Source organism: Candidatus Nitrososphaera sp. 86-2, assembly GCF_056726185.1.
This window is the reverse complement of the sequence record NZ_JBWZON010000001.1, coordinates 2,452,475-2,469,442: the sequence shown is the minus strand read 5'-3', so window position 1 is coordinate 2,469,442 and position 16,968 is coordinate 2,452,475. Positions and strand designations below refer to the sequence as shown.

The window sequence follows — 16,968 nt, the reverse complement described above, 5'->3', positions numbered from 1 at the left end:
TGATAAGATTACAGCAACAATAAGGTAGATTATCACCTTGCGAACGATACAAAAATATTGTTTGACTTGCAGGGAGATGAATAACGCGATGCAATATAGCGTTGACATAACTATCGATGAGAACGACCTGGACAAGATTTACGGCGCCAATCAAAGTGTAACCTTTGTCAAGAGCGTCAACCAATTTGTCGGTGCCAACGTATCCAGTTATGACGATTATTGTTGCCCCGTAGCCTGGCTGGCATTCCAGCCTCTTGAAAGCAACAACGTGAGCTGGATAGAGAACTACTACATGTATGCCAGCACAACGGTACTGCAATCGGGCGCAGCCATCAAGATGAATTCGCAAACGACATCCGCGGTGCAGATAGGATGGCTGTACACGTTTGCCAGCGGCATGTTCACCGGCGCCCCCTCAGGAGGTGAAGAACCTGACGCATTTAACCTCTATAATGGAATGACAACTCCGCAATTCAGTTTCGGCCTTGCACAATACGCCTCGGTAAACAATATACAGGTCTTTGCCCCGTTAAATGCAGTCCCGGTGCTCTACAATCAGGATGCAATTTTCACACCTATGGAGACAGTTTCAATATTCCTTTCATCCTGCAGCGCGAACGGAACCGTGATTCCAATCATACCCTCCAACGCCCTTACGTTCACTCTCACTCCTCAGAATCCGTCTGCAAATGTAGGCTTTAACGATAACAATAATGAATTCTACATCATATAAGAAGCAAAAATGCCGATTTCATTTTTGTCATTGTTGCTGCCGCTTTTTCGGCGGCTGTTATTGTTATTATTTTTCTTCGGCTCCCAGTGCCTTTTCTTGCATCTGATCGATCTGTTCCTGCGATATTTCTGCAAACAGGTTACACCAATCTCTTCCAGATACTATCAACTTGAATTTCTGAAGCGAAGGGTGAATGCACTTGCCGCTTGACAATATATCGGCGTTCAATGGATCTGACGGATAGAACCATTTACAGGATAAGCAATTTTCTGACTGCCACGTAACCCTTTTCAACGGAAGCGAGCTTGCACCTGTTTCATTGCCATTTTCTTCTTTGCTCGATGTCATTTTCTTATCTTGCACCACCATCATTACTTGTCGTGAACGAATTCAATCGCATTATGGCTTTTATTGTCTGTCAAAAAATTAAAGAGTTGCACGCAAGATGACAAGGTTACACGTTTTGTAGATAGTAAATTCGAGTCGATATTCTAATGATGATAAATGCGTACAAGTAGGTAACGCAGAAGTAGTTATTATGGAACAAATCAACAGATAAAAATGCAATATTTCGCAATAATTGCATATAGTGTTAGTTTGCTGTTTACTTTGCACCATCTCTCCACAAGCGTTTAATGTCATGCTTTGGAAGGCAATTATATCATGGTAAATGGCAGGTCGACAGACGGTAATGAGGTCGACACGCATTATGACATGGACGAAAATGGCAACAATTCTAAAAGAAGATACTCATCAACCCAGCGCCACCCGGACAAGACTGACCTAGAGCTAATGGACCTTCTGTTGTCAGGTCACACATCTCGCGAAAGCGCGAAACTTCTAAACAAGCCTGTCAGCACCATCCAGAGGAGAGCAAGGTTACTTGTTCAAAAGCGATTTCATAAACCTACCTTTGAACTGGGCTATCCAAAACTCGGCATAAAGAAAGGCTTTTTGCATGTCTATGTAGATGACAATAACATATCTGATACGGTTGACAAGCTGCTTGCTCGCGAGGGCATATTCTCTGTCGGTGTGCACCTTGGAAACTCGGACATTATTGGCACTTTTGTCTTTAGGAATGGCCTACAGGTACTTGACTTGATATCGTGGGCAAAGCATCAAGATAGAGTTGAAAAAGTTGTATGGTCCGAGGAAATTTATTCAAAAAGAACTAATCCAAGACTGGAAAAAATAATTGGCGACCGCAACATTAGTAGTAGCAGCGGCAAAGTCATTGCAGGCATAGATCACTAATTAGAAAGCAGAGAGAGAGGAAAAGGCCGCCGATACCGACACAACATATACCACTTTGAACGCTTGTCGAGCGTATTGCTTTTGGCTAAGACGGCGGCGTCGATGAGAGATGCAAAAGATGGATAACAAGAATATAGGAGAGCAAGCCGCCTATATTTTCAAAATACAATAGTGGCCGCCAAACATTACAAAATCAAGATTTATAGCTCTTTTTGCAGGGGGTTGACTTGCTCAAAGTTCATTGATTATATGCTCAGGAACGGCGGCATTCCTTTGCACTACCTGGACGATCTCGGTCCACACCGCGTCTCTTACACCTGCCGTGGCTTTTATCATCTCCAATACTCTCAGGATATCTTCATTGTCCTTCAAAATGGCTTCTATCCTCAAGTCAATAGTGGGCTGACCGATGCTAATGGCGGCGTATGTGACTTCCTTTAGTTTCAGCAACCTCTTTGCAACGCTCAGTGTCTGCCCGCCACTAGTTGCAATTAGGAATTCTACCCTATGAAGTTTGTATTTTTCAAGGTCCATTTCATGACAAGGTCTCAATTCTTCTTTTTCCAGTCGTTTTCGGCGACGCTGTATAGTGGTCGCAGGAACGTCAAGTTTTATTCCAATCGACTTTGAAGTAGAATAGCTGTCATTTGAGCCAAGCAGAATATTTAGAATCCGCTTGTCTAGCTTGGATAACTTGTTTTCTCCTCTCGTCACTGCAATTCACAAACACATTTACCAAGATTAGAACATATCGTCTGTAATCAACTTTGCAAATAAATGTTGTTTTATTAAGTTGTTATCAACAAATTATGGTTTGTCAGATAACGTTTCGTGCAACAGATGATTCTGGCTGCAGGTCAGAAGGCGAACCGCCTAAAGAGTAGCAATACGCGATGTAAGAAAAATCGCATCAAATCTGGGTTATCAGCCAATTAGGCCGTTTTATCGCTAAATCATAGTTGTCTGCAGCAGCTTGTACGAAAACTGGAACTTCGTTTCTGGCATAGAATATGCACCATTGACTACTACCTGCTTTTCTTCCTTCACTTTTGCATTTAGACAGCGCGATAATAGCATATAGGAGCCACATGCTTGTGTCGAAAAGTCGTGACTCATTAATATTTTTGCGACGAAGATTCGATGAAGAAAAATATGCACTCTGAAAAAAGAAGTAAGAATCACCGTCCGGTACTTGTAACTGTAATGTTTGTTGCAGGTCTTGCAATAGTCGGTTCGCTTTTGACGCAGGCGCTTGCGGTAGGTAGCGCAACTGCGGCAGGACAACAAGGCCAAAACGCAAACCAGACATCAGGTAGCGCGTCCCAGCAGAATGCGACGTCGTCGGAGGCTACACGCAATGCGACTAGCTCGGCGCAGAATGCCGCCAAGGAAGCGGGAAACGCGACGGCCTCTGCAGGCAATGCTCTTGGTAATGCAACTTCGGCAGCAGGCGGCATAATTGGTGGCGCCCTTTCAAACGCCACATCTTCTCTCAAGAAGGCTATTGGCAATCCATTGCCATCAACCATTACTGTGGCGCCGAATTCCGTAAATGCAGGAGACATTGTGGTGATAAAGGGCTCTGGATTTAGCGCAAATGACACTATCACCGTGACCTTTGGCAACAGTTCATCAGCTACTACAACTGCCAATTCAGACAAGTCTGGCGCCTTTAACACAACAATAACAACCCCTCGTGACGCAAAGGGTGGAAGCTACAATATTACTGCCAAAGACACCCACGGCAAATCAGCAACAGCCTCTGTCGAAATTATAGCACTGCCAAAGACACCATTTGCGCCAACATCATTCTCCTATTACCCATCCCGTCCTTCCTTTTTTTCATGAAGGGTTAGAGAAGGGGTAGCTAATCGTTGAAGCGGACATAATATTATGGTTCCAAGTCATAGTGTTCGGCCTTGTAGGGATGGGGCATACGGATATAGAGCCTCATGAGGCTTTTGAGCAAATATACGCGCGCACGCGCAAATGGTTTAATCCGTCTTCAAATCTCGTTTTAGCTTTACAAGTTCTGACGTACTGGTCATCTGAATATCATCACTCTTGGTAATCAATCGTGAAAATGATGGATGAGCTCCTTTTCCTAGCCGTATTGCCTCTTTATTTCTCCTCAAGATAGACAGAGTCACACCGTTTTCAGATAACTTTTTCCCAAACTCCGAGGCAGTTTTTAGCTTGTCAAATAGGCCGGTTTCGTCTTGTTGAACTTTGAAAATAGTAGGCCGCAAGAGATCCACCGATACCTCTCCATTTTTGGCTGTTATTTTCACTGCAGGTTCGTCTCCAAAATCGACTGCTATGGCGCCTGCTTTTGCGGCATATAGTGCCAATGCCAACCACTCGGCTATAGCGTCTCGCTCATCGATGTGCAGATGCTCTTTATCATCAAGCATAGGATTATGCGCCTGAACTAGTCGAGGTCAGCCTTTGCATTCCTTCCTCCTGATCTAGCCTGTGTGTCTCGGCAGTTATGACTAATCTGCCATTTACCGTCCAGCGGGCACTCCCCAATTCCTGCCCACTTGGGCCATGTGCTTTTGGCATATCAATCACCAGGTTATCAAAGGTGTATGTTACCGAGGCTCCTTTGCCGGTAAGCCTGTCAAAGAGCTGCCCAATTATCTCTGCCCACTGAGACGACATCTGTTGTATGTTATTATCGCTTTTCTGACTTTCATCTTGGTTGCTACTCATGTATAGTATTGGCAGAAATTAATCTAAATGAGTTAGCATGACATCAGGTAGCGTGAAACCAAGTATCCAGCGGGGCCAAAAGTTTCCAAGTATTCTGGTTGCTGACGCTTGAGCTGTATGTCGCAAAGACTTGCTGTTCAGTTCAGAGCGGTATCGCTCTCTATTTTTGTGGATTCTCGATCACATATCGTGTTCAATCTTTTGATGCTCGCCAAGCTTGTCTAGGCTATCGAATCTCTGCTTGCAGATGTCACATATGAGCGGGTTAAGATTAGGTTCATCATAATCTACACCGGGTTCTCCTTGGTCCATATACTGGGATTTCTTGCCGCATCATAATCTTAAACAGTTACACGCGGCAGAGTGTATGTATATTAATTCACACTATTGATACGTTTTACCCCTGCTGAACATTTATTGTGACGTTTATGATGATAAGAAAGAAGGAGATAGAGTATGACGATGACTACTACTACAACTGAAATTGCTACGCTTGCCAACGGCTGCTTCTGGTGCTCCGAGGCAGTATTCAGCAGGCTAAAGGGAGTAAAATCCGTCGTTCCCGGGTATTCAGGAGGAAAGATAGAAGATCCATCGTACGATGATGTATGCACGGGAAGGACGGGTCACGCGGAAGCTGCTCAAATAGAATTTGATCCGGCGGTCATCTCTTTTGAAAAACTGCTTGACGTTTTCTGGCATACCCACGACCCAACTACCCTGAACAGGCAAGGAGCCGATGTAGGCACGCAGTACAGATCGGCAATATTTTACCATGATGACAGACAAAGAGAGATTGCAGAGAATTCAAAAAGAGAGCTTGAAGAAGAGGGCATCTATAATGACCCAATCGTAACAGAGATAACGCCTTTCAAGAACTTTTACATCGCAGAAGATTATCACAAGAAATACTATGAAAACCATCAGGATGCGCAATATTGCAGGTTTGTCATTGAACCCAAGATTCGCAAGCTGCTCAAGCAATATGAGAAGGATGTAAAGAGCTAAAGAGAGGAATCACGATCCAGTACCCTGAAAACGGAACATCATAATGGCATATATACATGCACGGCAGCAATCCCTAGGCAAAGAAGCTCGACATCTCAAAATTGGCCATCCGATGACTAGCTAACGGCGCCATCGAGAATATCAGCTGTTGTGTCTCTTCTGATAATATTGCTGCACCTTTCCATCATTGCAAGCATCCAAGGAATCATTGCTCTGCTGACATAGCTTACTGACAACTTCATTTAGATGAGTGTCGCATTCTTGTGTGCCGTTAGGCAAGGACTGGATGCATCCAGAGACCAGAGTGTTAAGCTGTGAATTCAGGTCAGAAAATGTCTGCACTGAAGGCATTGGTGGCGCTCTGGAGTAAAATGTAAGGGCGCTAAGGGTCACCGAAAGAACAAGAAGGGCCATCAGGCCAATAACAAAGATTTTCTTGGCATTTTTCAAGAGCTTTTGGCATTTATCGCTACTCCGAGACTAACCTATTTACTTTGTTCCAGCGGCTTCTTTATGTAACAATTATTATCGTCAGACGCCATTTCGGCCTCTTCATAGACCCGTTCGATATGCCTCTTTTGCCTTGTCTTGTCAAAATGACCTCCAAAATTACAAAAATACAATGTAATATTCCAGATAAGGTTGAATGAAGACGGAACAGGCATCATAGAGGAGCCCAAGGCACTGTTCCATTCAGAGAACCGCTACCGCGACTTGGCGTTTAGCCCGGACGGAAGGACAATCTATGTAATTACAGACTCTGAAGGTCCCGTGCAATCGATGAACAGCAATGCAAATGAACCGGTCACCGCCATAAAGAACCCCGGCGCCCTCATAGCGTTCAGGTATGAAGGCAATAGTAGCATTGCTGCTGCACAGTAACCAGTGTAAAAACAGAGATAACATTTTAGTGGCATTGCTAATATGTAGCGGTCACAAAAATTATCTCATCATTATTGTATATGACCCGAAGGTTAGCAGAGCACATCCAACTAATGTAAAATGCCAGATGGCTATACCATTAGCGCAAAAGACGGATCCGGTATAACGGCAACAGCTCGATTCGTTGGAGACCTCGCTTGGACAGTGACCTTCGCAGCAATATGCTGCCCCTCCTTTTTTTGATGTATATCAAACGTTTGATGAACTCGATTGTTTAATGGCCCTGTCCCCTGTCATGAATACCAGAAGACAGGACCCGTGGGAATTGTCTTTGTTGCAGCAGTCTATTCATCGCTACCGAGCTATAAAACGCTCGATTAACTTGGTTCTACGGTGTTCGAAGGTTGTACCACAACACGTTTAATTTCAGAAATCATACAGATACTGAAAGCAAGTCGTAAATGATTTGCTCACACGGGATCAGAAATGGGCTGGGTTTGCGGGCAAAGGCCTTGTAAAAGCACCAGAACCCCTCTGACCTCCGATTTCTCGATATGATTTGGAAAGATAGAGAAAACCAGCCTTACTTGCCCTTGCGGGCTTTCTGGCCAGAATGAACAAGCAAATTTCAGTGATAATCCGTCTGCATCGAGAGATAGATGATTGTAATAGAAATAATGATGATGTTACGACTATTGACCGATTGGTGAATGGAGAGGTCCTCCTACAACAATCGTCTAGAATGACTCTGGATATAGAATAGATATACTCCTAGGCAAGTGATTTTGATGGAACAAAATGCACAGTCACGCCGCGCAGAGTGCCATAGTCAAACGTAAACATTTCATTGCCTGCGACTGGCATTGATTCAACCTTGTCGCTCTCACAGGAGGGGCATTTTTCCAACCCTCTTCCATCCAGATACGATGCGCACCAAAAACAAGAGCCGCAAAGCGTAAATTGCACATGCCTTGATATCCTTCTTCCCATATTTTTTTCATTTTTTATAATAGTTGTAGCTGTTTTTGTTTCCATTTTGATTTTTCACTCCGTTCGCCTAAACCGTCACAAATCTTTTCGTTAGTGAAGAATAGAGACGTACGTCACGCATTGCAATGGTTGTTGTTGCTTTAAAGGTTTCGATTGTTGGAATGGCTGCGGCACCGCGACGGCGTTGGAGTTTGCAGGGTCTTTTTGTTTCCGAGCGTTGATCAAACCTCTTTTAGACTACTACTCAGCAAACCTAGTTAGCCAAAATCCTTAATCCCTCGGTGCTGGAAGGTAGCTGGCAGTGCAAATTTGGCACTCCAGCCCTTCCCGATGCTTGTCTTGTAGTTCCAAAAAAAAACAAAAGCATCAGCCAAAAAAACAGAGGCCATTGCTTATACAGTCTGTCGAGACTGCTTTGACAAGTATTCTCCCATCGCACTGAACTCTTTCATGAACGTGTTCATGTCGTAGTTTAAGGTGTGAAGGATCGAACTCCAGAATGTTACCTGTCCGACCAACACGCCTACTTCTGCCAACTCTTCTTCTGTCGCACCGCTCATTTTCGCTGAAGCTCTGTGGAAGGTTTCACAGTAAGGACACTTCAATGTGGCCCCAACTGCCAAGCTAATCATTTCTCTGTATTTTGGAGGAATCTTTGATTCGCCCATCATGTAGTGTTTCATGATTGGCCACATCTGTACAAGAACGTCTTGCGGCACTGCAGCCATGAACCCCGGAATGCTTCCAAATGTTTTTTGTATCTCGGTTCGTGTTTGTTCGTAAGAAGAAGTAACCATTGCAGTCATTGTAGCATTAGATAAAATTGGGATTAATTTAGCGATTTATCACGGTAGTTCTATAAGGTGCATAGATAACGATATTTCTGGCGCCTTTCTCTTACTTGTCCTCTTCCAGCATGAATAAGAGCGCATAGAGAAGTCCTTGTCGTTTGCTGCTGCCGCCACTAGCATCTTGTGATCTTTGAAAGCTGTTCCCTTGCCATCTCCTTGTCATAGCAGAGACGGCACTGTTAATTTTATCGAGTCACAAAAATTGTCTCATCATTATTGTACTGACTGCAGAGTTAACAGAGCTATTCGGAAAACGAATATGTGCTGACGTTAGTCACATGGCACTCAAGACGCTAATTTTGTTAATAGTGACAACGGATGATTGATGACGGTCAGCCAGAATTTGGTGTTTTTCTCTTCTTATCACCTGGCCCGTAAATTGGTCCTGCTCAATTAACTCACAATCCGTTGTAATCACATTGTTCATCTGATCTACTGTCCGTGCACGCACATTCCTATGCATTGCCATGTTCCACGAATGTCGATTTGCAAATTAAATCGCGTGCTTAATTTCTTTTTATGAACAAGAATCAGGTTTCACAATCACCCTTCATTATAGTAGTTTCTCCTGAAAAATAGATTCAAGGATCTCTTCTAATGCTCAATTCATACCTATAGCCTTCTTGCCCTGCGATCAAGTCGTAGGTTTCAGATATGACAATTGACTGTAGCAAACCAATTCCTAGACTTCTTTGCGACGGTCAAGAGACACCTATCCCTGCTGCGGCAAACCCGTTCATTTTCAAACGAGGTTTGGAAAATCCTGATGAGCCTCCAGAAGCAGCACATATTCTGCCTACACGTATTGACTCGGAATGATTCTTCCTTTAACAGTGTCAGCGGCTTGTCTATACTCTTTTTATCATTGCAAAGAATTCCTCATCTGACATGCGCCTCTTTGCAGCAACCCATTGCTCCACATCACTTCCTGCCAAATAACGGAGTTTTGGATTGTCTGTGGTAGCTGCTTCCAAGACCTTCTCGGCCACAAGCGTTGCAGGTGCAGCATGGCTTGCAAGCTCGGTAAACGTAGACTGCCTTTCTTGCATCATTTTGGCATAGGGAGAGCGAGGGTCGGATGCTTGCTTGGCCATTGCAGCGTTGTTGCCAAAATTAGTTTTGATGAAGCCTGGTTCCACCAATATTACTTTGATTCCAAATTGATCTAGCTCATGGGATAAGCACTCGCTCAATCCTTCAAGTGCAAATTTTGAGCTGACGTACGCAGCCCCGCTAGGATATCCAAATCTCCCAGCACCGGAGCTCATGTTAATTATTCTGCCTGACATCTGCTTTCTCATCTGTGGCAGCGCAGCCTGTGTAACCCTTATGACTCCATAAAAATTGGTCTCAAATTGCGTCTTTATTTCCTCGATGGCTAGGTCCTCAAAAGGCCCGACCAGCCCATAACCCGCATTATTTACTAGAACGTCAATCCTGCCGGCACCGGAGACTATGGAACTTGTTGCATTCTTGACAGAGGAGTCCTCTGTTACGTCAAGCTGCATTGTACGGATGTCAAGGTGTTCCTTCCCTGCAATTGTTTGAAGGTTGCTGGCCTTGGCGAGATCACGCATCGTCGCGTAAACAACAAAGCCGTTTCTGGCCAGCATCAATGCTGTTTCAAGGCCGATACCGCTTGAGCTGCCCGTGATGACAGCTACCCTTTGTCTTTTATCATCTGATGGAGAAGGCATCGAAGACTATAATGAGGAAATGATACTTAAGCATCCTGCATGTCCAAAGTTGCATCATCATTTTGGCATTGTCAAGTTATCGGATTACAAAAACTATCTCATTGTTATTGTCTATGACCCAAAGAGCTGGCAGAGCCCAAGATGAAATTGAGAAAATACTCCAGGGGCATATTTTGGTCATGATGGCGCATTGCTGCTGATACAGACCATAAGAAGAATGACGGCAAAGTGAAATTCGACCTATGCAGTTGTGGGATCGCTTGCTGGAACAATTGTCCAGAAGATGTGAGAGTCAGTTGCCGGATGATAAGAAGCCACAAGAACATAGTACTGGACCACAAGGGTGTGAGGGCATACAACTAGGTGTCGAACTCTAAATTAGAAATTGTTTTAGAAGATTCTCCAGAAAATACTCCCAGCATGAATAATTCAGAGAATTCTAGAGCGATAACAGGAACTCAGGCGAGAAAGTCCGCCATAAAGTGGACATTGGTTCTTGGAATTATTCTTGCTGCGGTTCTTATGCTTACTACATATATCCTGCAACCTTTGGTTCCGAAAGACTACCTGATTTATCTACAAGTTGCAGAAGTCATTGTCGTCGGCTACTTTATCATCCTAGTTTTCAGCACAATTTCTTACAGGCTAGTTCTTACCCATTGTGCGCCTACTGCCAACTCGATCAAGAGTTTGGTCCGAACAGTCGGTGCCATAATAGTGATTGCATTCGTAATTTCATATCTGTCGCAGAATCCCATAATAGCTGCATCCATTAGCACTATCTCAGGGCTTGTTATTGGTTTTGCTTCTTCAAATTTAATTGGGAACGTCATCGCAAGACTGTATCTGGCTATTACAAGGCCGTTTAGGATAGGGAATAGCATAACGGTATTTGGGCAAAAGGGAACAGTTACAGATATCAGCCTTTTATACACCCGTGTAATTCTAGATGCCAATCAGGATGAAATGTTGGCACCCAACTCTAGCATGGTAGGTACATGGTTAGTGTTGGTGAAGGGGCGCACGAATGGAGCACCTGTCAAAACCATTTGATGAGGAGCATTGTTAATTTATTGGGTCACAAAAATTGTCAGCGGTTGAGGGACCGAGTAAAAGTCGCGCCCTTGCTTGACTTGTCCGTTCCGAGTCCAAAGTCGCTCAACATGGGAATGATAGCAACACCTAGAGTTTTTCTTGCCAGAAAATCCCTTTTTGCAAAACCAGTAAATAAGATGATTTACCAAGTGTCAAATTGACCCCGACCTGCGGGCCCCGCCGGGTTTTCTGTGGCTTTTCCCGGCTGGGCATGTTGGCACACTATAAGGGATTAGTAATAGTTTCAAGTGAATAACTTTAACGAGTTATGGAAACCCCGATCCCGTAAAATAGCCTGATGTTTAGGCCGAGGCAACTGCAGTGTTGCTCTCGAAAGCAGTTTTTATTCTCAATCACGGCGATTTTGGATTGGGCAGACAGTGCTCGCAATAAGTCCGAAATATGGTACTGCCCCACACCTCATAAAATGCAACGTGAGTTGCCACTGAAGGACAACTAGAGCAATACTGCGATGTAGATGTTGTCTCTATTTCATTGACATCCTCTATCGGCGTTGTTTCATATGGAGTTAGCATGGATCCAAGTGCCGCACAATAAAATAAAAGCAACAGGAGTACAAGCGAGTAATTTGCCATAGAGAAATCAAAATCATTGCAATGTACCCTTAACTCATTTATTCTATTATTTTGATCTTTTTCTGAAGTAGTTCCTATCGCCGCCCTGCGTAATCATGGAGCAAACTGATAAGGTATGCTGTCCACGTCTGCAAGAGCTTATCGAGACACACGAATGCTACGTTTGCTTTGATGAGCATGGATTTTTCATATTAGAACGCCCTCTACAGCTATATGCGGGCAACGAAGTTAATCAGAGTAGAGACGTAGAGGACCATGAAACGTTGCCATAAGCACGGCAGGAAAGGCATAAAATACTCCCACAGGTACGACGCCAACTATTGTACTCAGTGTGATAGGTGGCTTGAACCCAAATGCAAACCGATAGGCAGGGAACCCTGCGCCGTTTGTTTCTCCAGACCAAGAAGACCTAGTATGGCAGAAATCCCCTAGATCTCATTCCTAATCCCTTTTAGCTTGCATATTCCGAATGTAACAGAGGCGTCCATCACAAAACCTATGCAACTCTGCCATGTCGATATCTCCTCTATGGATCAGCACTTCTACAGCGGCGTCTTTTTTGCATGTTTCACAATGCGCCGACTGGCAGTGATGCCTTTTCAGGTCTTTTGCCTTTCAGCACGCTACTTCTTCTTGGAAATAATCGCTATTCTTTAGATGCGTATCAAATTCCGCCTTTGGTACACATTCATCACAGTATCTCTGCATAATTGTGAATTCCGGTGTTTCAAACAGTACCTCCTTGGTCGCTGGCTTTGAGCACAGATGACAGTAAGAAGGTATCGCGTTTTTACGGTACAAGTGCTGTCTAATTTCGTACGTATGTGACATTAAATATATACAGTAAAACTATTATTTAGTTTTTTTAGCATTTAAAATGCAGTTTCAGGCAATGTATCCTCAACTCTTTTAATGTAAAGTGATGCAAGAGTTTCTGCAGAAGGTGTCCACTTCCTTCTTGCCTCAGCGAGTATCTGGTTTTATTTCGTTCACAAGTTTTTCTACCGATAACCACAGGGGACAATCTTCGACACCATCTATTAATGAGTCACGAGACCCAATTTGTCTCCCTATAGACGAGATACACTGACCACCATTCGCAGCAAGATCTCGGCAACCAAATAGCAAGGGCCGAAATTTGATTGCGCAAAGTGTAGATTTGAACCTGCAATCCCGAGCTTGGCAAGTCCTTTGCTCATAATAATCAAAGATTTTAATATCGAAGCTAACGCGGTTGTTTACAACGGAGCGGTCATGGTCTAGTGGTTATGACTCGGGCTTCCCAAGCCCGATACCCGGGTTCGAATCCCGGTGACCGCATTTTTCATGCCTTGACCGGCGGGAGGGCGATCTAGCAGTGTCACACCTATGATTCAGAAATGGATGTCCTTTTTTGTTTTCATTTTTTGGCAAGCAGTTTGCGGGCGGATTGCAATTCAGCAAGATGTTTGGAATCTAGTTTCGGGTAGCTCATGTCAAGTCCCTTCAGGGTATCCAGAACTATCTGGGAAATGATAAGCCGGGTGTTTTCCTTGTCATCGGCAGGAACAACATACCAGGGGGCGTGGGCGGTGCTTGTTGCATGGAGACAGTCCTCATAAGCCTTCATGTAGCCACGCCAAAACTTTCTCTCCTCAACATCTGCCTGGCTGAATTTCCAGTTCTTCTTTGGATCGTCAATACGCTGGAGGAAACGCTTTCGCTGTTCCTCCTTTGAAAGGTGGAGAAAGAATTTGATTATTCTTGTCCCATTATAATGCAAATGCTTCTCCAGATTCACAATAGAATTGTACCTTTGTTTCCAGAACTTTTTTCCATCAGCTAACTCTTCTTTCTCCAGCCCTTCGCTGCGAAGGATTTCCGGGTGGATACGAGCGGCAAGCACCTCTTCATAATAAGAACGGTTAAAGATGCCAATCCGTCCCCGTTCAGGCAGGGAGAGGCAGCTTCTCCACAGAAAGTCATGTTTGAGTTCTGTTGACGTAGGATGCTTGAAGCTAAACACCTGGCAGCCTAGAGGATTAACGCCGGACATCACGTGCTTGATGGCACTGTCTTTGCCTGCCGCATCCATTCCCTGAAAGATCATTAACAAAGAGTTACGGTTCGACGCAAAAAGCAGATTTTGTTGCGAACTCAGTTTTTCGATGTGATCATCAAGTATCTTTTTGTACTCCGCGGTTGATCCGTATAGGGGCTTTACATTAGTCGGCCAGTTCTTCAGTTTTACTTTTTTCCCAGCTGCTACAACAAAATCCTCAGAATTAATCTTCATCGTTTTCGATTGGCACTGATGAATATATTATAATTTAGCTGGCTTTTTGCGTCAAAAGCGGCGGCCTTGTTCATCTAATTTGTCGTGTCAAAGTGCCAAGTTCGTTCAAGGAGCTCCTTTGTTCACAACATCGATACTTCTTGGTACGTCATTATGCCGTTGTCGTCTACCATGCGCTTGATGTCTGGAAGCAGCGGGAGCAGCTTGTCTGGCTCCTCCACGACTTCTATCACAAGCGGGTAGTTGATGGAGATGCCTTCGATGCGCAGGGTGGACTTGCCCCTCCTTCCAAAGCCATCGACGGCATTGACAACGGTGGCTCCCGAAATGCCTGCCTCCATCATGTAATCCAAAATTGCGTTGTAGAGCCTTTTGCCTTTCAGCTCGTCGTTCTTTTTTATCCTGATCGTCAGGCACCACATCCTTTTTGCCACCATGGGAAACTACTCTACCTTCCAGATCATGACGGACCTGCCAAAATCTGACATATTTGGATTGGTTGCCGTCTGCCATATATTTATCTCCAAGTGTTCTTTCAGATGCGCTTTTTCCTACTCCCGAGCAGGCGTAGAGAGAAAATATTGTGCAAATTGGTGTAAATCCGTAATCTACACTTGATATTTCTGGATTACATTTTTCTTGTTTAGTAATTTACTGAAAAAGAAGCCCTGTTTATATAGATCTTGCAGACATGACAAGACACATGGCAGCTAAAGCCAAGGAAAGACAACAAGCTCCCCAGCCCGGCGCGGAGCAGGGGCTTCCGGCAGTTTCCTCGTTCACGGACCCGCGGCTGCCGCACAACATGGAAAACGTCGTCAGCACGCTTTTGCAGGTAATGATAGCAAAAGAGATGATTTCGCTTGCAGAGGCAAGGCAGATAATGAAAAGCGGTGAGTCCTATCTCCACTGAAAAAAAATGTTTGCATAAAATTTTTTTGCCATCCACGTACCGAGGTCCGTCGCGCCAAACGTTTATCATCGATAAAGTAGTCTTTGAAACAGGTGTAGAATGAACGCGTTTGACAAGCACGCAAAGAGACTTGCTGCCTGGTGCGAGGATTGCGACGGCGTCTTTGACACAAAGCTGGAGGCGGACATGCACAGGGACCAGCAAGGGCACGCCGTCAGAACAACAGAATTCTGGGTAACAGGTAGATGGTAGCAGAGAAGCGACATCAAAAGATTAGGGCAGCGGTAGCAACATAATCACCCTTTTCTGATGCCGGAAAAAGGAGCATGTAGCACGATGCTCCGGACGGTTCGCACGACCTCAAAAATCGCCACCTTGACTTCGCCAAACGTGTTTCCAAGCAGCCTCACCATGACGCCGCTGTTGTTTGAGAGAATCGTGGCCCCTCCAAGGACTCCAGGTACGCCCTTCAGGCTGTCATTGATTTTTTCGCAGAGCTCGGCGACGTGTTTCTTCTCCGTCAGGATGTAGACGGTCCCAAAGGTGTCATAGTTTTCCAACATGCCAAACGGCTTCATGCTCCGCTTCTTTGGCTCCAAGATGGCCACATCGAAAAAGCGCAGTTTGTCCGTGGTCTGGTCGCGCCCGACTGCCTTTAAGTAGCAGATGTCATAGTCGAACTTTTCTCCCCGCGCGACCCTGCCGGGGGTGACTGCTTCCGAATACACCAGAGTTCCAGTCTCGTGGACGCGCAGGTTTGCCATCTGGTAAAAGCGCGAATCCTTGTACGGGATTATCTGGTCCGGGACGTATTCGAGGTAGCAGCCCTCACCGACATTGATGTTCACGACCTGCGTCGCAAAATTTTTCTCCATCCTGTACAGCCGGGTTGCGCCCTGGGTTGTCAGGTGCGCAAGCGCCTTGTTTTCAAGCGTAATGTCCATCCTGTACCTGTCTCCCTGCAGTATTCCTCCGGAAGGCGAGATGATGTACATGTACGCCATGCCGGGAAGGGCTTCTTCCAGGTACAGCGCCCGCTGCGTGTACAAGGGAACCTTGGAGTACTGCGTTTTTACCGAAGTCCTGCCAGTGTGCCTGTCTGCCTCAAGGCCTAGGACAAGGGCTCCAAGTTTGCCGGCCTTGCCGACTCCAAGCTGTTCGATTTTGGATTCGTACGCTGCTACTTCCGGCGGGATGCTTGGCGGAAGGTAGTATTCCAGCTTGTTGACGTCTTGTTTGTCTTCTTTTACCGGCTGTTGCTTCTTTTCAACGTCTAGCGATGGCTTTTGGTGCGGATTCAAACAAAACATCTCTGATGATGTGCTCTGCGACCTTGGCTACCCCTTCGTTCGTCTTGCAGTTGACAAAGGCGTGGGGCTTGTCACCGCGGACCAGCTTTGCGTCTCTGTCCATTATCGACAGGTCTGCGCCGACGAGCGGAGCCAGGTCTATCTTGTTTATCACTAGCAGGTCGCAGGTCTCTATCCCAAGGCCGCGCTTTCTGGGATACTTATCTCCTCCCGACACGTCTATGATGTAGATGAAATAATCTGCAAGGGCGGGGCTGAAAGTCGTGGTGATGTTGTCGCCCCCGCTTTCTATCATGATGAGATCCAGGTAGCTGCTGTGTTTTGATTCCATCTCTTCGACGACAGAGAGGTTCATCGACGGGTCCTCCCTCACCGCGGTGTGCGGGCACCCTCCCGTTGCAAGACCTATCACCAAGTCCTCTGCCATCAGCTGCTGGTCCCGGGCCAGGTTCCTGCGCATCCTGTCCGCGTCCTCTTTGGAAACGACGTCATTTGAGATTATCCCAACCTTGTAGCCCCGGGCCGCCAAAATGGGCACGACCTTCTCTATCAGCATGGTCTTGCCAGAGCCTACGGGCCCCCCTACTCCGATTCGAGGGATCCTTGATCTGCTCAATTTGCCTTCGCTCATGTAAATAATTTGCAC

Annotated in this window: 19 protein-coding genes and 1 tRNA gene; 9 read left to right on the top strand and 11 right to left on the bottom strand. The window is 45.4% G+C overall.

Annotated features, from left to right (window positions below):
• Positions 1-88 precede the first annotated feature (88 nt).
• Complete coding sequence (locus tag ACYOR7_RS14500) at positions 89-733, top strand: hypothetical protein (RefSeq protein ID WP_479914409.1); 645 nt, start codon at positions 89-91, stop codon at positions 731-733.
• A 66-nt stretch (positions 734-799) separates the two neighbouring features.
• On the opposite strand, the gene ACYOR7_RS14495 is transcribed toward ACYOR7_RS14500, so the two are convergent.
• Positions 800-1,081, bottom strand: a complete 282-nt coding sequence (locus ACYOR7_RS14495) for a hypothetical protein (protein ID WP_479914408.1) — start codon at positions 1,079-1,081, stop codon at positions 800-802.
• A 315-nt stretch (positions 1,082-1,396) separates the two neighbouring features.
• On the opposite strand from ACYOR7_RS14495, the gene ACYOR7_RS14490 reads away from it, so the two are divergent.
• Positions 1,397-1,990 carry a hypothetical protein gene (locus tag ACYOR7_RS14490; protein ID WP_479914407.1) on the top strand — a complete coding sequence of 198 codons (594 nt, stop codon included), beginning with the start codon at positions 1,397-1,399 and terminating at the stop codon, positions 1,988-1,990.
• Between the two features lie 231 nt (positions 1,991-2,221).
• On the opposite strand, the gene ACYOR7_RS14485 is transcribed toward ACYOR7_RS14490, so the two are convergent.
• Complete coding sequence (locus ACYOR7_RS14485; protein ID WP_479914406.1) at positions 2,222-2,704, bottom strand: winged helix-turn-helix transcriptional regulator; 483 nt, start codon at positions 2,702-2,704, stop codon at positions 2,222-2,224.
• 489 nt (positions 2,705-3,193) lie between these two features.
• On the opposite strand from ACYOR7_RS14485, the gene ACYOR7_RS14480 reads away from it, so the two are divergent.
• Positions 3,194-3,838: an IPT/TIG domain-containing protein gene (locus tag ACYOR7_RS14480; RefSeq protein ID WP_479914405.1), complete on the top strand. Its 645-nt coding sequence runs from the start codon at positions 3,194-3,196 to the stop codon at positions 3,836-3,838.
• 146 nt (positions 3,839-3,984) lie between these two features.
• Here ACYOR7_RS14480 and ACYOR7_RS14475 read toward each other — a convergent pair whose 3' ends face one another.
• Positions 3,985-4,404 carry a hypothetical protein gene (locus tag ACYOR7_RS14475; RefSeq protein WP_479914404.1) on the bottom strand — a complete coding sequence of 140 codons (420 nt, stop codon included), beginning with the start codon at positions 4,402-4,404 and terminating at the stop codon, positions 3,985-3,987.
• 4 nt (positions 4,405-4,408) lie between these two features.
• Complete coding sequence (locus tag ACYOR7_RS14470) at positions 4,409-4,705, bottom strand: hypothetical protein (protein WP_479914403.1); 297 nt, start codon at positions 4,703-4,705, stop codon at positions 4,409-4,411.
• Positions 4,706-5,167: 462 nt separating this feature from the next.
• On the opposite strand from ACYOR7_RS14470, the gene msrA reads away from it, so the two are divergent.
• A complete protein-coding gene (gene msrA / locus ACYOR7_RS14465) occupies positions 5,168-5,713 on the top strand; it encodes a peptide-methionine (S)-S-oxide reductase MsrA (RefSeq protein WP_479914402.1) in 546 nt (181 codons plus the stop codon).
• A 642-nt stretch (positions 5,714-6,355) separates the two neighbouring features.
• The gene (locus ACYOR7_RS14460; protein ID WP_479914401.1) at positions 6,356-6,595 is read left to right on the top strand and encodes a hypothetical protein; all 240 of its coding nucleotides are present in this window, start codon (positions 6,356-6,358) and stop codon (positions 6,593-6,595) included.
• 771 nt (positions 6,596-7,366) lie between these two features.
• Here ACYOR7_RS14460 and ACYOR7_RS14455 read toward each other — a convergent pair.
• From ACYOR7_RS14455 to ACYOR7_RS14445, 3 genes are all read right to left on the bottom strand, one after another.
• The gene (locus ACYOR7_RS14455; RefSeq protein WP_479914400.1) at positions 7,367-7,630 is read right to left on the bottom strand and encodes a hypothetical protein; all 264 of its coding nucleotides are present in this window, start codon (positions 7,628-7,630) and stop codon (positions 7,367-7,369) included.
• A 347-nt stretch (positions 7,631-7,977) separates the two neighbouring features.
• Positions 7,978-8,391 (bottom strand): carboxymuconolactone decarboxylase family protein, encoded by a 414-nt coding sequence (locus ACYOR7_RS14450; protein WP_479914399.1) that lies wholly within the window; start codon positions 8,389-8,391, stop codon positions 7,978-7,980.
• Positions 8,392-9,284: 893 nt separating this feature from the next.
• Positions 9,285-10,133 (bottom strand): SDR family oxidoreductase, encoded by an 849-nt coding sequence (locus tag ACYOR7_RS14445; RefSeq protein WP_294806242.1) that lies wholly within the window; start codon positions 10,131-10,133, stop codon positions 9,285-9,287.
• 363 nt (positions 10,134-10,496) lie between these two features.
• Here ACYOR7_RS14445 and ACYOR7_RS14440 point away from each other — a divergent pair, with 363 nt between their 5' ends.
• The gene (locus ACYOR7_RS14440) at positions 10,497-11,186 is read left to right on the top strand and encodes a mechanosensitive ion channel domain-containing protein (protein WP_294806241.1); all 690 of its coding nucleotides are present in this window, start codon (positions 10,497-10,499) and stop codon (positions 11,184-11,186) included.
• 1,886 nt (positions 11,187-13,072) lie between these two features.
• Positions 13,073-13,144 (top strand) — tRNA-Gly (locus ACYOR7_RS14435).
• 79 nt (positions 13,145-13,223) lie between these two features.
• On the opposite strand, the gene ACYOR7_RS14430 is transcribed toward ACYOR7_RS14435, so the two are convergent.
• A complete protein-coding gene (locus ACYOR7_RS14430) occupies positions 13,224-14,099 on the bottom strand; it encodes an ADP-polyphosphate phosphotransferase (RefSeq protein ID WP_479914398.1) in 876 nt (291 codons plus the stop codon).
• A 122-nt stretch (positions 14,100-14,221) separates the two neighbouring features.
• A complete protein-coding gene (locus ACYOR7_RS14425; RefSeq protein WP_294806236.1) occupies positions 14,222-14,536 on the bottom strand; it encodes a DUF190 domain-containing protein in 315 nt (104 codons plus the stop codon).
• Between the two features lie 266 nt (positions 14,537-14,802).
• Between ACYOR7_RS14425 and ACYOR7_RS14420 the strand changes: the two genes are divergently transcribed.
• A complete protein-coding gene (locus ACYOR7_RS14420; RefSeq protein ID WP_294806233.1) occupies positions 14,803-15,012 on the top strand; it encodes a hypothetical protein in 210 nt (69 codons plus the stop codon).
• A 99-nt stretch (positions 15,013-15,111) separates the two neighbouring features.
• Positions 15,112-15,264, top strand: a complete 153-nt coding sequence (locus ACYOR7_RS14415; RefSeq protein ID WP_294806231.1) for a hypothetical protein — start codon at positions 15,112-15,114, stop codon at positions 15,262-15,264.
• Positions 15,265-15,308: 44 nt separating this feature from the next.
• Here the strand turns inward: ACYOR7_RS14415 and ACYOR7_RS14410 are convergent, their stop codons facing one another.
• Together ACYOR7_RS14410 and ureG are read right to left on the bottom strand one after the other, a co-directional pair.
• Positions 15,309-16,322, bottom strand: a complete 1,014-nt coding sequence (locus ACYOR7_RS14410) for an urease accessory protein UreD (RefSeq protein WP_479914397.1) — start codon at positions 16,320-16,322, stop codon at positions 15,309-15,311.
• A complete protein-coding gene (ureG, locus tag ACYOR7_RS14405; protein WP_366137703.1) occupies positions 16,279-16,953 on the bottom strand; it encodes an urease accessory protein UreG in 675 nt (224 codons plus the stop codon). Before ureG ends, ACYOR7_RS14410 begins: the two co-directional genes overlap by 44 nt.
• Positions 16,954-16,968 lie beyond the last annotated feature (15 nt).

Excerpts from the sequence above, each read along its gene's own strand:
- ACYOR7_RS14500 (WP_479914409.1), top strand. The coding sequence starts at position 89 with ATGCAATATAGCGTTGACATAACTATCGATGAGAACGACCTGGACAAG.
- ACYOR7_RS14495 (WP_479914408.1), bottom strand. The coding sequence starts at position 1,081 with ATGACATCGAGCAAAGAAGAAAATGGCAATGAAACAGGTGCAAGCTCG.
- ACYOR7_RS14490 (WP_479914407.1), top strand. The coding sequence starts at position 1,397 with ATGGTAAATGGCAGGTCGACAGACGGTAATGAGGTCGACACGCATTAT.
- ACYOR7_RS14480 (WP_479914405.1), top strand. The coding sequence starts at position 3,194 with ATGTTTGTTGCAGGTCTTGCAATAGTCGGTTCGCTTTTGACGCAGGCG.
- ACYOR7_RS14475 (WP_479914404.1), bottom strand. The coding sequence starts at position 4,404 with ATGCTTGATGATAAAGAGCATCTGCACATCGATGAGCGAGACGCTATA.
- ACYOR7_RS14470 (WP_479914403.1), bottom strand. The coding sequence starts at position 4,705 with ATGAGTAGCAACCAAGATGAAAGTCAGAAAAGCGATAATAACATACAA.
- msrA (WP_479914402.1), top strand. The coding sequence starts at position 5,168 with ATGACTACTACTACAACTGAAATTGCTACGCTTGCCAACGGCTGCTTC.
- ACYOR7_RS14455 (WP_479914400.1), bottom strand. The coding sequence starts at position 7,630 with ATGGAAACAAAAACAGCTACAACTATTATAAAAAATGAAAAAAATATG.
- ACYOR7_RS14450 (WP_479914399.1), bottom strand. The coding sequence starts at position 8,391 with ATGACTGCAATGGTTACTTCTTCTTACGAACAAACACGAACCGAGATA.
- ACYOR7_RS14445 (WP_294806242.1), bottom strand. The coding sequence starts at position 10,133 with ATGCCTTCTCCATCAGATGATAAAAGACAAAGGGTAGCTGTCATCACG.
- ACYOR7_RS14430 (WP_479914398.1), bottom strand. The coding sequence starts at position 14,099 with ATGAAGATTAATTCTGAGGATTTTGTTGTAGCAGCTGGGAAAAAAGTA.
- ACYOR7_RS14425 (WP_294806236.1), bottom strand. The coding sequence starts at position 14,536 with ATGGTGGCAAAAAGGATGTGGTGCCTGACGATCAGGATAAAAAAGAAC.
- ACYOR7_RS14420 (WP_294806233.1), top strand. The coding sequence starts at position 14,803 with ATGGCAGCTAAAGCCAAGGAAAGACAACAAGCTCCCCAGCCCGGCGCG.
- ACYOR7_RS14415 (WP_294806231.1), top strand. The coding sequence starts at position 15,112 with ATGAACGCGTTTGACAAGCACGCAAAGAGACTTGCTGCCTGGTGCGAG.
- ACYOR7_RS14410 (WP_479914397.1), bottom strand. The coding sequence starts at position 16,322 with ATGTTTTGTTTGAATCCGCACCAAAAGCCATCGCTAGACGTTGAAAAG.
- ureG (WP_366137703.1), bottom strand. The coding sequence starts at position 16,953 with ATGAGCGAAGGCAAATTGAGCAGATCAAGGATCCCTCGAATCGGAGTA.